This is a genomic window from Enterococcus sp. DIV1067f (genome assembly GCF_050543505.1).
Lineage (GTDB): Bacteria > Bacillota > Bacilli > Lactobacillales > Enterococcaceae > Enterococcus_D > Enterococcus_D entomosocium.
In genome coordinates, this window is record NZ_CP172940.1 from 131866 (window position 1) to 145943 (window position 14078).

16 protein-coding genes are annotated in these 14078 nt (G+C 45.9%); all 16 read left to right on the plus strand.

The genetic code is table 11. The annotated features are described in order from the left end of the window. Positions 1-6: 6 nt before the first annotated feature. The 16 genes from cheB to IGJ42_RS00695 all read left to right on the plus strand — a co-directional run bounded on the left by cheB (position 7) and on the right by IGJ42_RS00695 (position 14075). On the plus strand, positions 7-1017 hold the full coding sequence (gene cheB / locus IGJ42_RS00620) for a chemotaxis-specific protein-glutamate methyltransferase CheB (protein ID WP_061053560.1): 1011 nt from the start codon (positions 7-9) through the stop codon (positions 1015-1017). A 5-nt stretch (positions 1018-1022) separates the two neighbouring features. Continuing rightward, positions 1023-1796 (plus strand): CheR family methyltransferase, encoded by a 774-nt coding sequence (locus IGJ42_RS00625; protein WP_034878173.1) that lies wholly within the window; start codon positions 1023-1025, stop codon positions 1794-1796. 21 nt (positions 1797-1817) lie between these two features. Next, positions 1818-3869: a chemotaxis protein CheW gene (locus IGJ42_RS00630; protein WP_430615856.1), complete on the plus strand. Its 2052-nt coding sequence runs from the start codon at positions 1818-1820 to the stop codon at positions 3867-3869. Continuing rightward, positions 3866-4453, plus strand: coding sequence for a chemotaxis protein CheC (locus tag IGJ42_RS00635; protein ID WP_005226634.1), 588 nt, complete (start codon positions 3866-3868; stop codon positions 4451-4453). The genes IGJ42_RS00630 and IGJ42_RS00635 overlap by 4 nt, the downstream gene beginning before the upstream one ends. Positions 4454-4467: 14 nt before the next feature. Beyond that, a complete protein-coding gene (locus IGJ42_RS00640) occupies positions 4468-4830 on the plus strand; it encodes a response regulator (RefSeq protein WP_003129084.1) in 363 nt (120 codons plus the stop codon). A gap of 19 nt (positions 4831-4849) precedes the next feature. Then, positions 4850-5239 (plus strand): chemotaxis protein CheW, encoded by a 390-nt coding sequence (locus IGJ42_RS00645; protein WP_005232757.1) that lies wholly within the window; start codon positions 4850-4852, stop codon positions 5237-5239. Between the two features lie 17 nt (positions 5240-5256). Beyond that, positions 5257-6267, plus strand: a complete 1011-nt coding sequence (gene fliM / locus IGJ42_RS00650; RefSeq protein WP_008376586.1) for a flagellar motor switch protein FliM — start codon at positions 5257-5259, stop codon at positions 6265-6267. Beyond that, a complete protein-coding gene (gene fliY, locus IGJ42_RS00655) occupies positions 6264-7322 on the plus strand; it encodes a flagellar motor switch phosphatase FliY (RefSeq protein WP_142437314.1) in 1059 nt (352 codons plus the stop codon). The genes fliM and fliY overlap by 4 nt, the downstream gene beginning before the upstream one ends. Positions 7323-7417: 95 nt before the next feature. Next, positions 7418-7693 (plus strand): flagellar biosynthesis anti-sigma factor FlgM, encoded by a 276-nt coding sequence (flgM, locus tag IGJ42_RS00660; protein WP_429968967.1) that lies wholly within the window; start codon positions 7418-7420, stop codon positions 7691-7693. Next, entirely contained in the window at positions 7694-8050 is a 357-nt protein-coding gene (locus IGJ42_RS00665; protein WP_008376582.1) for a hypothetical protein, read from the plus strand. It abuts the gene before it with no gap. Positions 8051-8061: 11 nt separating this feature from the next. Beyond that, on the plus strand, positions 8062-9585 hold the full coding sequence (flgK, locus tag IGJ42_RS00670) for a flagellar hook-associated protein FlgK (protein ID WP_008376579.1): 1524 nt from the start codon (positions 8062-8064) through the stop codon (positions 9583-9585). 3 nt (positions 9586-9588) lie between these two features. Continuing rightward, complete coding sequence (flgL, locus tag IGJ42_RS00675; RefSeq protein ID WP_429968968.1) at positions 9589-10509, plus strand: flagellar hook-associated protein FlgL; 921 nt, start codon at positions 9589-9591, stop codon at positions 10507-10509. A gap of 137 nt (positions 10510-10646) precedes the next feature. Next, a complete protein-coding gene (locus IGJ42_RS00680) occupies positions 10647-11729 on the plus strand; it encodes a flagellin (protein ID WP_005226642.1) in 1083 nt (360 codons plus the stop codon). Between the two features lie 102 nt (positions 11730-11831). Then, a complete protein-coding gene (locus IGJ42_RS00685; protein ID WP_429968969.1) occupies positions 11832-12245 on the plus strand; it encodes a flagellar protein FlaG in 414 nt (137 codons plus the stop codon). 4 nt (positions 12246-12249) lie between these two features. Beyond that, positions 12250-13671: a flagellar filament capping protein FliD gene (fliD, locus tag IGJ42_RS00690; protein ID WP_016611598.1), complete on the plus strand. Its 1422-nt coding sequence runs from the start codon at positions 12250-12252 to the stop codon at positions 13669-13671. A gap of 74 nt (positions 13672-13745) precedes the next feature. Continuing rightward, on the plus strand, positions 13746-14075 hold the full coding sequence (locus IGJ42_RS00695) for a hypothetical protein (RefSeq protein ID WP_081117664.1): 330 nt from the start codon (positions 13746-13748) through the stop codon (positions 14073-14075). The last annotated feature ends 3 nt before the right edge of the window (positions 14076-14078 follow it).

Below are 14078 nucleotides of genomic sequence, written 5' to 3' on the forward strand. Positions count from 1 at the left end.
AGGGACATGAAAAAAGTAATGATCGTCGATGATTCGGCATTCATGCGGAAAGTAGTGACAGATTTATTGAATCAGCTGCCTGATATCGAGGTGACCGTCGCTGCCCGCAATGGCAAACAAGCATTGGACTATCTGACCAAAGAAGCGATCGATTTGGTAGTAATGGATGTGGAGATGCCAGTGATGAACGGATTAGAGACCTTGCGGAGGATGAAACAGCAATCAGCCATTCCCGTCATCATGCTTAGTTCATTAACCAATCAAGAAACCACGATTGAGGCATTGGCGCTAGGCGCCCGAGATTTTGTCGAAAAACCGGTCAGTCTATCGATGATCGAAAAAGAATGGATCGCTGAATTTCATCAAAAAATTTTGGCGATGGATCATGAGGCCGGCACGGTTCAAACCCTGATGCCAACGATTGCCCAGCCCACTAAGCTGACGCAAAACAGCTTGCCGGTATCACTTGATGCGCTAGTCATTGGTGCTTCAACAGGCGGACCGCGTGCCTTGCTGGGGATAATCCGCCGTTTGCCTGCGCGTTTGCGTTGTCCCATTTTGATTGTTCAGCATATGCCTGCGGGATTTACGGCTTCCTTTGCAAAGCGCTTAGACACAGAGACAACCGTCCGAGTACAAGAAGCAGTCGATGGCATGCGGATCGAAAATCAAGTGTATCTTTGTCCAGGGGATTACCACATGACGGTCAAACAAGGGCACTTGCAGCTGGACCAGCGAGAAAAACGTCATGGGACGCGGCCAACCGTCGATTATCTTTTTTCCTCAGCTGCTGACTACTATGGCCCGCAACTAGCGGCAGTGGTTTTGACGGGGATGGGAAAAGACGGCACCGCTGGCTTACGACAGATCCAAGCGGCTGGGGGCTATACGATCGTTCAAGACAAAGAAACGTGTACAGTCTTTGGGATGCCGCGGTATGCCATTGAACAAGGAGTCGTGGATGAAGTCCTGCCGTTGCAGGGCATTGAAGCAAAAATTGCACAGATGGTCAGGTGAAGAAGATGGAAGAAGAATTTGCCTTATTTAATGCGTGGGTGGATCGCCGATTAGGGATTCCCTTAGCCGCATACAAAGAAAATCAAATGCAGCGCCGCATCCTTACGATCATGGAAAACAGCGGGGCAAAGACGTTGAGGGAATACCAGCAATTGATCGAAGGAGATGAAGGGGTGCGGGCGGCTTTTTTAGCCCATATCACCATTAACGTAACGGAATTTTATCGCAACAAAGAACTGTTTGACGCCTTTGAACGCGTCTTGAAAACCATTGTTCTCCCGAAAACTACGCTGCCAAAAATTTGGAGTGCCGCATGTTCGATTGGGGCAGAACCCTATACGATCGCCATGCTGCTAGAAAAAAACCAAATTGCCGCAGCCAATGTCTTGGCCACCGATATCGATACGCAAATTTTGGCAAAAGCCAAGCAAGGACTCTATCGAGACCACGAATTGCGGAATGTCTCAGCGGCAGAACGTACCCGTTTTTTTGATGCAAAAGAAAAGAACCAGTTTCAGATCAAACCAGAAATCAAACGGCGAGTTCATTTTAAGCAACACGATCTTTTGAAAGACCCGTACAATGGGCCTTTTGATGTGATCGTTTGCCGCAATGTGACGATTTATTTCAAAAGTGATGCTCGGGATGCCGTCTATCAAAAATTCAGCGATGCATTGGTGCCAGGGGGCATTTTGTTTACGGGAGCGACAGAAACGATCAATTTTGCGGAACAATTCGGTCTCAAGAAAATCGATTCGTTTATCTATCAAAAAGTATAATTTTGTAAAGGAGGGACCCATTTGGATGACAATAGTGTCTATCGTACCCTTTTCTTTGAAGAAACAGACGATCATTTAGCGCAGTTGAATGATCATGTCTTGCAATTGGAAAACGATCCAAAAGATAGCGCCTTGCTGAATGATATTTTCCGTTCTGCCCATACCCTTAAAGGGATGGCGGCAACGATGGGCTATGACGTCATGACGCAGCTGACCCATAAAATGGAAAATATTTTTGAGTTATTTAAAACAGGGACCTTGCAAGTGACCCAGCAATCGATCTCATTGATTTTCAAATGTCTAGATCGTCTGTCAGAACTTGTGGAGGATCTGCGGGAAGAACGTGACCTGCAGCCAGCTCAAATTGCCGATTTATTGGCCGAACTTGACCAAACAGAACATTCTGGCGGCCTACCAACCGAGACAGAAGCAAGTCAAAAAACCACCGCAGTGGGCGCATTAACCCCACAGTTTAAACAGATCGATCCTTCTGATCTGTATGTGATCGAGCAAGCGGCTGGAGATGGTTATCAAGCCATTCAAATTGCTGTTCGCTTAGATGCCCAATCCATGTTAAAAGGCGCTCGTGCCTTCTTGATCATGGAAAAGCTGGGTCAAGCAGGGGATGTTCTCTATACAGAACCAGATGCCCAAACACTCGAAGAAGGCACCTTTGAATCAGATTTTTCACTGCTGTATTTGACGCAGCAAACACTGGCTGATGTCGAGCAAAACATCGCTAGCAATAGTGAGATCGAAGCCTTCGTGGTGGCACCGTTAGATCCTTCAGCTGCTGTGTTGGAGGAGGCAGAAGAGCTGCTTCAACCAGTGCCGACCCCAGAGTCAGAGACTTCTGCTCTTCAGCAAGCGACAACAGAAACGAAAGAAAAATCGCCGGCGCCCGCGCATCATGCGTCCGCCCAAAACCAATCGATCCGAGTCGACTTGAATCGCTTAGATTCATTCTTGGATCTCGTGTCCGAATTGGTGGTCTATCGCAATCAATTAGAGGATGTCAGTGAGCGGGAAAATATCGAAGCAGTCAAAGACCCCTTAGAGCAAGTTTCACGATTGACCTCTGAGCTGCAAGATTTGGTCTTGCGGATCCGCATGCAGCAAGTCAATGTCGTCTTTAGTCGCTTTCCGCGAATGGTTCGGGACTTATCCAATGAACTGCAAAAGGAAATGGAACTTGTCATTTTTGGGGAAGAAACGGAATTGGATAAAACAGTGGTTTCTGAGTTGAGTGAACCTCTGGTCCATCTATTGCGTAATTCTGTCGATCACGGCATCGAAGCACCTGATGTTCGGGAAAAACTGGGCAAACCGCGCAAGGGCACGATTCGCTTGGCGGCCTACCAAGAAGGCAATCGCGTGATCATTACTTTAGAGGATGATGGCAAAGGCCTTGATCCGCAAGTAATCAAAGCAAGTGCTGAAAAGAAAGGCTTAGCAACGGAAGGTCTTTCCGATGAAGCGTTGCAGCAGCTGATTTTCCATCCTGGTTTTTCAACGGCGCAAGAAGTGACTAACATTTCTGGGCGCGGTGTCGGGATGGATGCCGTGCAATCGAAGATCACCCAACTAGGGGGCACGATCGAAATGAAGAGCCAGCCAAATAAAGGCACGCAGTTTGTGATCAAATTGCCATTGACTCTGTCGATCATTCAAGCGTTGATGGTTCGCGTCGGAGCAGAAACCTTTGCGATTCCACTAAATCTCGTCGAACGCGTGGTGATGGTCAAAGAAGAAGAGATCATCCAGACGGTCTCGGATGAGGTCTATCGTTTTCAAGAGGAGTTGATTCCCTTGGTTCGGACCGATCAACTCTTAGCGATCGAAAGCGATCCATCTGAGAAAAAATTCGCCATCATCGTCAACAATGACCAGCAATTTCACGGCATTTTGGCAGATGAGCTGATCGGCCAGCAAGAAATCGTCATCAAGAAAATCGATCCATTGCTGCAAAAGCTGAATCGCTATCAAGGGGCAACGATTATGGGCAACGGCTCGATCGCATTGATCCTAGACATTCATGCCATCTGTCAGGAAAAAAAGGATGACCGCCTATGAGTTATACAGCGCTGCAAATCGATGGCCTAAAAGAACTGATCAATATCGGCGGTGGTCACGCTGCGACTAGTTTATCAAAGCTCGTCCAACAACCGATCGATATGCGGGTACCGGAAGTCGAGATTCTAGCGTATGAGGACCTGTATCAGCAGATCATGGCGGAAGACAAAGAAGTTCATGTGGTGATGAGCCAGATCGAAGGGGCGTTTCGAGGGATCTTCTTGTTTGTCTTAACAGATGAATCCGCCGCAAAATTGCGTCAGTTGATGATCCAAGAAAGCGATCCGTCTGAAGAATTGAAGCAATCGGTCATCAACGAGTTGACTAACATTCTTACCAATTCTTTTTTGATCGCGATCGGCCAACTATTGGAAACTCAGCTGAGTGCGTCTTTACCAAGCGCCAGCTATGATTTCTTTGGCGCAGCGATCAGCTCCATCTATTTGGCGATGGCCCAGTATGATGAGCAGGTGATGGTGATCCGTAATGAGTTCGTCTACGCCAAAGAAACATTAGAGGCATCGTTATTTTTGATTCCAGAAATCGGTGTACTAGAAAACATATTTGATTCATTAGGAATTTGAAAGGGGCAAATACAATGTCAAAAAAAGTATTGATTGTGGATGATGCGGTATTTATGCGCATGAAATTAAAGGATATTTTAGAAAAAAACGGCTATGAAGTCGTGGGGGAAGCCCAAAATGGCCAAGAGGCTTTTGAAAAATACCAAGCAACGACACCAGACTTAGTGACTATGGATATCACGATGCCAGAAGTGGACGGCTTAGAGGCATTAAAAATGATCCGCACGTTTGATGCGCAGGCCAAAGTCGTAATGTGCAGTGCCATGGGACAACAAGGAATGGTGATGGATGCGATTCGCGCCGGTGCGGTGGACTTTATCGTGAAGCCCTTTGACACGGACCGCGTAATCACTGCCATCGACAAAGCCTTTGCCTAATGCCTAGGAGGATAGCGACATGCAGATGATTCTTTTCAAAATGGCTCAGCAGTACTATTTGATCTCGGCGGACTCGGTGGACGAGGTCATTGATGCCCCTTCCTTTACGAAGGTGCCCTTAGCACCAGAGTGGGTGGAAGGGTTGATCAATCTGCGGGGGTCTGTCGTAACGGTGATTCGTTTGGCAAAATTGATTCCCATCATGGAACCAGCCTACGAAAAAAACATATTGATCATGAAGAAGCAAGAGGAGACCAAAGGGGTCCTCGTAGAAGAAGTAATTGAAGTACTTGATATCACTGAAGACGATATCCAACTGGGCAATCAAGAGACAGAACATGCCGTTGGGGTCGTGACGATCGGTGAAAAAGTAGCCAGTGTGATTCAAATCGATCACATGATTTTTTAAAAAAATGGGGGATTAGTGTGGATCAGGTATTGACGCAGCAAGAGATTGATTTATTGTTGAATGCGATGAGCAGCGGAGAGATCGATCAAGAAATTATTGAGATAGAAGACAAACAAGCCAAAGTGAAAGCCTACGATTTTCGCCGACCAACAAAGCTGTCGAAAGAATACGTCAATACCCTGCACATGATCTTCGAGGATTTCTCGAAGATGAGCAGCAGCATGCTTTCTACCCAACTGCGGACCAATGTTTCTTTGCAGTTGGCAGCTATCGAACAAGTCAGTTATGACGAATTTATCCATTCGATACCAAAATTTACTTTGTTGGGGCTCTTTCATTCGCAGCCTTTGAGCGGGATCCAAATGATCGAGATGAACCCACAACTGTGTATGATGTTGGTGGAGTTGTTGTGCGGCGGATTGGATGTTTATCAAAACAAGCCGATCGAAATGGATTTTAGCGAGAAAAAAAGTTTTACTGATATTGAAACAGCGATCTTGGAAGAAGTAGTAGCACAATTTGTACGGGTCTACCAAAATGTTTGGAAGGACATCGTTGCCTTGGATTCGGTTTTGGATGGAATCGATACGAATCCGCAATTGATGCAAAACATGTCGCCCAACGAACCCGTCGTGTTAGTGACCTTTACTATCAAAATTTTTGAAGTGAAACATTTTATCAATCTATGTATCCCCTATGTCTTCTTTGAAGGGATCATTGATAAATTAAGTTTCCGCAATTGGTTTGATAGCAATCAGCCAGTCAACCAAGACGATAGCCGCGAGTTGCAAAAAAGTTTGAATGGGGTCGGATTGAATCTAGAAGTTCTGCTGGGCCATGCTCAAATGAGTCTTTCTGAGTTTCTCCACTTAGAAGAAGGCGATGTCATCAAACTAGACAAAAAAATTACTGAACCATTAGAGACCTTCATCGATGGAAAACCTTACTTCCGAGCAAAACCTGGGAAGCAAGAGGACCATTTAGCCATTGAATTATTAGACAAGTTAGAAGAGGAGCAAGAACTATGAGTGAACGTTTATCCCAAGCAGAAATCGATGCATTGTTGAATCAAAGTGCCCCAACCCAGCCGCAAGGATTAGAAGAGCAAGTCAAAGTCGACATTATCGGCGAAGTTGGCAATATCTCCATGTCGCAAGCGGCGACGACGTTGTCTTCCATTCTTGATCGTCGGGTCAGCATCACGACTCCCCGGGTGTCTAAAATCAAATTTGGTGAGATCTTAAACGACCTCGTTGCACCAAAAGTAGCAACGACAGTTGAATTTAAAGAAGGCCTTTTAGGCAGTAATTTGATGCTGTTAGAAGTCAAAGATGCCATCGTGATCGCTGATTTGATGATGGGGGGAACCGGTGAAACCAGCAACACCCAATTCACGGAATTAGAGCTAAGTGCTGTGGCAGAAGCCATGAACCAAATGATTGGGACTGCCTCGACTTCGATGGCGACGATGATCAGCCGTAAAGTGGATATCTTACCGCCGATCGTCAAACTATGGGAGACACCAGAAAACATTGAGTATAGCGGGATCGAGGCAGAGGAAGAGATTTATTGTATCTCATTTTCTTTGCGCGTCGAAGGTCTGATCGAAAGCAAAATCATGCAGATCTTTACGGATCCGGTGGTTAACGATATCGCCAGTGCGATGCTGTCCGATGAAGCGACTGTCGTTACTCGAGAAACACCAACACCGCAGCCAACGTCACCCGTTGCTGCGCCTACCCCTGAACCGGCGGCTACATCAAAACCCGTTGAAGTCAGCAAACCGGCGTTTCAAACATTGGCCTCTAGCGGGGTGAGCGATGGGGATAATTTGGACTTGATTCTTGATGTGCCACTGGATCTAAGTGTCGTGTTAGGCCGCAGCAAAAAAACCATTAAGGACATTTTATCTTTCAATACGGGGTCCGTCATCGAGCTGGAAAAACTGACGGATGAACCGCTAGAGATTTTGTTGAACGGCAAACTGATCGCCACTGGGGAAGTCGTGGTCATCAATGAAAACTTCGGCGTACGGATCACCAACATTCTTTCGCAAAAACAACGCATCCACAATTTGCATTAATTTGAAGAAATCGCAAAAAGTTAAACATATGGGTTTAACTTTTTTGTGATTTGACCGATAGTAGAGGGTAGAAGAATGAGAACGGAGGAGAACCTATGAAAATCGAAAGAGGTTACGCAGAATACAGCGACAAGGCCATCAAACGTGATGCGGTCAAACAAGAAAAGCCAACTGCTGTTCAGACAGAAAAAACCGTCGATGTTCAATTGTCCGAAACAGCTCAAGCCATTCAAAAGAGTGCCAATCAAACAGCCAGTCGCAGTGAACGAGTGGCAGAATTGAAACGAGCGATCAAAGAAGGCACCTACCAAGTATCTGCCGAAACGATCGCCGATAAAATGCTGCAACAAGATGAAAAGCAGGTCGACTAGATGACAGAACGGGAATTTGAGCGTCAGCTACAGCAGTTCTTGCGGTTGCTGCAAAAAGAAAAGACCTGCTTGATCAAAAATCAAGCAGAAAAATTACCAGAACTCGTCGAGAAAAAAACCGCCTTCGTACCCGTTTTTTCCACGTATGAAGGAACTCTTTCAGGGGCGATCAAAGAACTCATCCGCCAGATCCAAGTGCAGCAAGCCGAGAATCTCCTGCTGACGGAACAAGCCATTAGTTTCCAAACCGTTTTGATGGATGCAGTCAAAGAAAATATCAAGACACCGGCAAATACGTATTCGAAATACCAAGAAAAACAAGCTGTCTCAACAGCGATCATCGATCAAAAAATGTAAGGAGTACTTCTATGACAGGACTATTTGGTTCATTAGGCACCGCAACCCGGGGCATGACCGCCAATCAAGCAGCGTTGCAAACCAGCAGCCATAACATTGCAAATACCAATACAGACGGCTACTCAAGACAACGAGTCAACTTGCAAGCCGAAGCGTCTTATCATTTAGCGGGTGTCGGCAGCATCGGTATGGGTGTGAAAGTCGGCAGTGTCGAACGGATCGTCGATGATTTTGTCATTGGACAAGTACGCAATGCCAATTCTACCTATACATATTATGAACAAAAAGCAGACATATTAGGACAGCTGGAAAGTTTAATGAATGAGCCTTCTGACAACGGACTGTCCAAACAGCTGGCAACGATGTTTGATTCTTGGACCGCATTAGCCAACAATCCTGAACTGGATACGTCTAAGACCCTTGTGCTGGAAAACAGCAGTACATTTGCCGATACCATCAACCAAATGGGCAAACAAATGACGCAGCTGCAAAGCGACACGCTGGATACCATCGAAAAATCCGCGCTGGACTTCAATGAAAAGGTCAAGCAGCTGCAATCCTTGAATGAACAGATCTATGGGTTGACGACGAGTGGTGAGACACCCAATGATCTTTTAGATCGTCGAGACAGTCTGTTGAAAGATCTCTCGGGTCTAGCAGGGATCGAAACCAAGACCGATCAGTATGGCCGTGGGTTTGTATCCATGAGCGGACAGACGATCTTAAGTGCGGAGGAACGCAATACCCTTAGTGTGGTGGTGGGACAAAGCGAGACAGGCGCCTTGGTTTCCAAAGACGGCAACGCCTTGAATCCTGCCGAAACCATCACAGGGTCTTATCCAGCTGGAACCGTCTTGTTGACGAAAACCACCGACAATGGCGACACCGCCTATACAGAATTGCCGATCAAAGAAGGGGCGATCGGTGGCCTGCAAGCATCATCTAGTGAAATCGGCAGCCGCTTGACGGAATTGAACAACTTTACGACGACGATCGCGCAAGCCATGAACATGGTCTTTACCGGCGGCGCTTCTCGTACAAGCGGACTATTTGAGATCGGCCAAGATGATACCGGCACAGCGACGACGATTCGGGTCAGCCAAGCACTGTTAGATAACCCAAGTCTGGTGACCGGCGGAACGAGCAATGCAGCAGGAGATGGTTCAAGAGCTGCTGCAATGGCCAAACTCAGCAGTGCCAAATTGGATTTCCCGTTGTCAGAAAAGACGATCGCTTCTTTTGATTCTGAGACATTGACGTTTGCTAATGCAGCATCCGGCATGAGTGTCAGCAGTTATTTTAACAGCATCGTCACCAAAAACGGGATCTCAAAACAGCAAGCCGACAATACAGTCAGTGCCCAATTGTCGCTGCTGAATCAACTAGAATACAAAAATCAATCGGTGTCCGGTGTTTCATTAAATGAAGAAATGTCAGATGTGATTCGTTTCCAACAAGGATTTCAGGCCAATGCCCGCATATTATCGGTCGTTTCTGAAATGTTAGACACATTGATCAATCGAACAGGAGTGTAGAACATGCGTATTTCCAATTCAATCACCTACAATGATTTTTTACGAAATCTAGGAACCAACGCCTCCAAAGTCCAATCCACGTTGAATCAGCTATCGAGCTTGAAAGAAGTCAGCAAGTCCTCGGATAATCCACTGCTGGTTTCAAAAATCATGGATCTCAATGTGTCGTTAAATCAAAACAAAACCTACAATAATACGATCAAAGACAGTATTTCTTGGACAAAAGCCCAAGATTCTGCTTTAGAAAGCGTCAGTACCTCGATGCTGCGGATTCGCTCATTGGTTCAATCTTCTGCCAATGCGACAGCCGGCAGTGAGGAATTAGGCGCAAATCGTTCAGAGATTGAGCAAGAGGTCGAAGGTATCGTTGAATCATTAAATACCAACTTTGATGGCCGCTATTTATTTAGCGGAACGAATACGACGACGGCGCCTTTTGAGATCGTCAAAGAAAATGACGCCATCGTCGGTATCAAATACAATGGCACCAGTGAAGACTTGCCTCGAGAAATCGCAAACGGGGTCTCGGTGGATCTGTTAGCCAGCGGTGATCGACTGATGAACGAGACGGGCACCGCTACGGATCCCCAAAATTTAAGCACCTACTTCAATGATTTATTGTCTGCGTTGCGCAGTGATGATAAAGATGCCTTAGGGGGCGAGCTTTTAACCGCTCATGACCAGCATGCCACCAATGTAGTGAATGTACGGGCGCAGATCGGCACCCTCTACAATCGCTTGGAGGCGGCAGCTGATCGAAATGAGACGGAAAAGCTGAACTTGACCGAAACACTGTCCAACAAACAAGACGTCGATATTGCGGAAAAGTATATGGAATATCAAAATCAAATGACTGCCTACCGCTCAACATTAGCAATGGGAACAAAGATCATGCAGATGTCCATTCTAGATTATTTAAATTAACCCAAAAAACTTTTGTTCTTTGACGGGAGCAAAAGTTTTTTATTTTTTTTAGAAAAAAGGCTTAACCCTGAACGGTTTCTTCCGATAAATAGTAGCAGAGGGAAACCTTAGCGAATAAAAATTAGGAGGAACTACACATGAGAATCAATACAAACGTTTCAGCATTGAATACTTACTCACGCCTAACGGCAGCAAATGCTTCTAAAAGCAATTCTTTGTCTAAATTATCTTCAGGCTTACGCATCAACAAAGCAGGGGACGACGCAGCTGGCTTAGCAATTTCTGAAAAAATGAAAGGCCAAATCGGCGGTTTGTCACAAGCAAAAAGCAATGCACAAGATGGTATCTCATTGATCCAAACAGCAGAAGGTGCATTAAATGAAACCCACAGCATCTTAGGCCGTATGCGTGATCTTGCGGTTCAAAGTTCAAACGGTACGTTAAGTGATGACGACCGCAGTGCGATCAACAAAGAATACACTGCATTGTCTGATGAAATCGACCGTATCAGCAATACCACTGAATTCAATACAAAAAGCTTGTTAACTGGTGAAGGCGATGATGCGAAATCATTCACTTTCCAAATCGGTGCCAACGCAAACCAAACAATGAGCGTTTCAATCAACAACATGAGCTCATCTGCCTTGAAAGTAAAAGGCTTAGATTTAACACAAGCCATTGACACAAGCGATGCTAAAGCTGTTGCTGCAGCAAAAGATAAAGCAGTAGCGACTGCCTTCAAAGCAGATGCTACAACAAAATATGCAGCGGACGGCACAGTTGATGCGGCTGCTGGTAAAACAGTTGCTGAATTACAAACAGCCATCGATACAGCAGCGGATGATACAGCAAAAGCAACAGCTCAAAAAACATACGATGATGCTTTAGCAACATTTACCGCTTCTGATGAAGGCAAAGCAGCAGCGGCAACTGTCAGCGTTGAAAACAACCCAATCACGAAAATCGATGAAGCGATCAAAGCAGTTTCTGCACAACGTGCGGATCTTGGTGCGGCGCAAAACCGTCTAGAACACACAATCAACAACTTAGGTACAACACAAGAAAACCTATCTGAAGCAAACTCACGTATCCGTGACGTTGATATGGCCCAAGAAATGATGAGCTTTACGAAGAGCAACATCCTTTCTCAAGCAGCAACTTCAATGTTGGCACAAGCAAACTCAATGCCTAACAGCGTATTGAGCTTGTTACAAGGATAATTTTTGATCAAGTGAACCACTGACACAAGGACTGCCTAGGGGAAGCGCAGTTCTTGTGTTTTACATAGCAGCACAAAAACGCTTAGAAATGAGGAAGCTCTGATGGATATTCAGCCAATGTCAGGAATACACCCGATCGAAGCCGTTGCGTCGGTCGCTAAAGCACGTCCGATCGAATCCCTAGATCAAGAGACCGCCAACCTTCAGCCGCAACACCAAGAGGGGAAAATGGCGGAGAAAAAGGAACGGACAGTGGCCACTGAACCGCCGATCCACTATTTTTCAGTAGCCGATCAGCACAAGATCGCAGCCTCCGTGGAGGAAGTGAATCAGCGCCTACTTGGCAAAGATATGAAATTGGCTTATGAAGTACATGAGCGCACAGGGCGTACGATGGTGCGTTTAGTGGATATGCAGACCAACGAAGTGATCAAAGAGATCCCACCAGCCAACATGCTAGATGTGATTGGAAAAATATGGGATGACATGGGCATTGCGGTCGATCGAAAGGGATGAAACTATGGCAAGTGTAACCAGCAGTTCAGGAATCAGTACAACGCTAGGGAGTTATTCTGGCGTGACTTCAGAAGATATTGAAAAATTATTGGCGGCAGATGCGATCAATAAGACCCGTGCTGAGAATAAAATCACGTCGCTTAAAGCACAAAAAACGGCATGGAGTGATATCAGCACTCGCTTGACTAACTTTTTGTCAAAAGTCGATGCGTTACAAAAAGATGATGCTTATCAAACAAAAAAAGCGACGACCACCAATAGTAGTATCGCTTCAATTGCAGGAACAACGGAAGCCCCAGAAGGCACCTATGATCTAAAAGTCAACCAACTAGCAACAGCCACGAAGGTGACGGGGAGTCAAGTAGCTCAAAGCAGCAAAACGGCCCTAAATGTCAGTGGTCAGCTCTCATTGACCAGTTCGGAAGTCGATGAAGATGGCAAACCGATCACCGCTTCGATCGAGATCACTGCCGAAGACAGCTTAAAAGATGTGGCAGCTAAGATCAATGGCCAAAGCAAGACGACCTTCGTTGCAGCGAGCATCGTGGATAACCGTTTGATTTTAACGAATACGAAAATGGGCGACAAAAACTTCTTGATCGACGGCAATGCCGCCGAAGGATTAGGGATCGGTTCAACTGCGGCTACGACGCAAGGCCAACCGGCTATTTTTGAACTAGACGGCATGGAGATCACCCGCGACAGCAATAGTGTGACGGATGTTATCGATGGTGTCACTCTGACGTTAGCGAAAAAAAGCGAGGAGCATGTGACGCTTTCTTTAGCCAATGATACTTCGAAAGTCGTTGATGCAGTACAAGGATTAGTGGATCAATACAATAGCTTGATGAGTTTTATCGGCGATAATTTGACCGTGGGAGATCCTAGTAGTGAAAACAACAAGACGGGGACCTTGGTGGGAGACAGTGCGTTGACCCGTCTACAGACTCAATTGCGAAATTTGATCACCATTCCAGCCGTCAGCGGATCAAAGCTGACTGCTAATAAGCTAGGCATCTCCACCGTCGATAATGATGGTACATTGGGACTGGATACGACCAAGTTAAAAGAAGCCCTAGCGGAAGATCCCGCTGCTGTGAAGTCCTTCTTTTATGCAAGTACGAAAACCAAAGAAGCCGATGGCACTGCGAGTACGAAAGAGACCGGCTATACATTAGCGCTAAAAGAATTAGCCAACAGCTATGTCGTCAATACTTCAGCCAATAAAGGGATCATTGCCACCAAATCTGCGACCTATGACAGTACCATCAAGGATTTGAACAAACAGATTACACGGTTTGATGATATTTTAGCAATGAAAAAAGAGCGTTACATCACAATGTTTACCAAATTAGACTCCGTGATGATGGAGGCTGAAAATCAGCTGAGTTACCTAAGCAATCAGTTTGCCAATACGTCAAACTAGGCAGGATAGCCGATTAAAGCAGTCACTTTTTCATTCGCATAAGAAACCCTCGTCAACAAGAAAGGAAACAACCTATGGAGCCACACGTATCATTAGATGAACGTTTGAATCAGATTTTAACTGGTTTTGCCCAATGGCGCGGCGACAGCGAAGAAGCCAGTCGTTTGATGGCAGCCAATGCAGCGGTCATAGCAGCCATGCAAGCAGAAGAACAGAGCCATAGTCCACAAACCAGTGCATTGGCGCAACAAGTGATCCAAGCGTATCAAGCGTTCCTAGACCAGGTCAAAGCCCAGCAGCAAGAGATCAAACAAGAATTGGGGCGTTTGAACCGCAAAAACAATCTTGTCAAAACGTATTTGCAGCAAGAAGACAGTGCCGCCTTCGTCGAATTTGATTTATAGTGA

Excerpts from the sequence above, each read along its gene's own strand:
- cheB (WP_061053560.1), top strand. The coding sequence starts at position 7 with ATGAAAAAAGTAATGATCGTCGATGATTCGGCATTCATGCGGAAAGTA.
- IGJ42_RS00625 (WP_034878173.1), top strand. The coding sequence starts at position 1,023 with ATGGAAGAAGAATTTGCCTTATTTAATGCGTGGGTGGATCGCCGATTA.
- IGJ42_RS00635 (WP_005226634.1), top strand. The coding sequence starts at position 3,866 with ATGAGTTATACAGCGCTGCAAATCGATGGCCTAAAAGAACTGATCAAT.
- IGJ42_RS00640 (WP_003129084.1), top strand. The coding sequence starts at position 4,468 with ATGTCAAAAAAAGTATTGATTGTGGATGATGCGGTATTTATGCGCATG.
- IGJ42_RS00645 (WP_005232757.1), top strand. The coding sequence starts at position 4,850 with ATGCAGATGATTCTTTTCAAAATGGCTCAGCAGTACTATTTGATCTCG.
- fliY (WP_142437314.1), top strand. The coding sequence starts at position 6,264 with ATGAGTGAACGTTTATCCCAAGCAGAAATCGATGCATTGTTGAATCAA.
- flgM (WP_429968967.1), top strand. The coding sequence starts at position 7,418 with ATGAAAATCGAAAGAGGTTACGCAGAATACAGCGACAAGGCCATCAAA.
- IGJ42_RS00665 (WP_008376582.1), top strand. The coding sequence starts at position 7,694 with ATGACAGAACGGGAATTTGAGCGTCAGCTACAGCAGTTCTTGCGGTTG.
- flgK (WP_008376579.1), top strand. The coding sequence starts at position 8,062 with ATGACAGGACTATTTGGTTCATTAGGCACCGCAACCCGGGGCATGACC.
- flgL (WP_429968968.1), top strand. The coding sequence starts at position 9,589 with ATGCGTATTTCCAATTCAATCACCTACAATGATTTTTTACGAAATCTA.
- IGJ42_RS00680 (WP_005226642.1), top strand. The coding sequence starts at position 10,647 with ATGAGAATCAATACAAACGTTTCAGCATTGAATACTTACTCACGCCTA.
- IGJ42_RS00685 (WP_429968969.1), top strand. The coding sequence starts at position 11,832 with ATGGATATTCAGCCAATGTCAGGAATACACCCGATCGAAGCCGTTGCG.
- fliD (WP_016611598.1), top strand. The coding sequence starts at position 12,250 with ATGGCAAGTGTAACCAGCAGTTCAGGAATCAGTACAACGCTAGGGAGT.
- IGJ42_RS00695 (WP_081117664.1), top strand. The coding sequence starts at position 13,746 with ATGGAGCCACACGTATCATTAGATGAACGTTTGAATCAGATTTTAACT.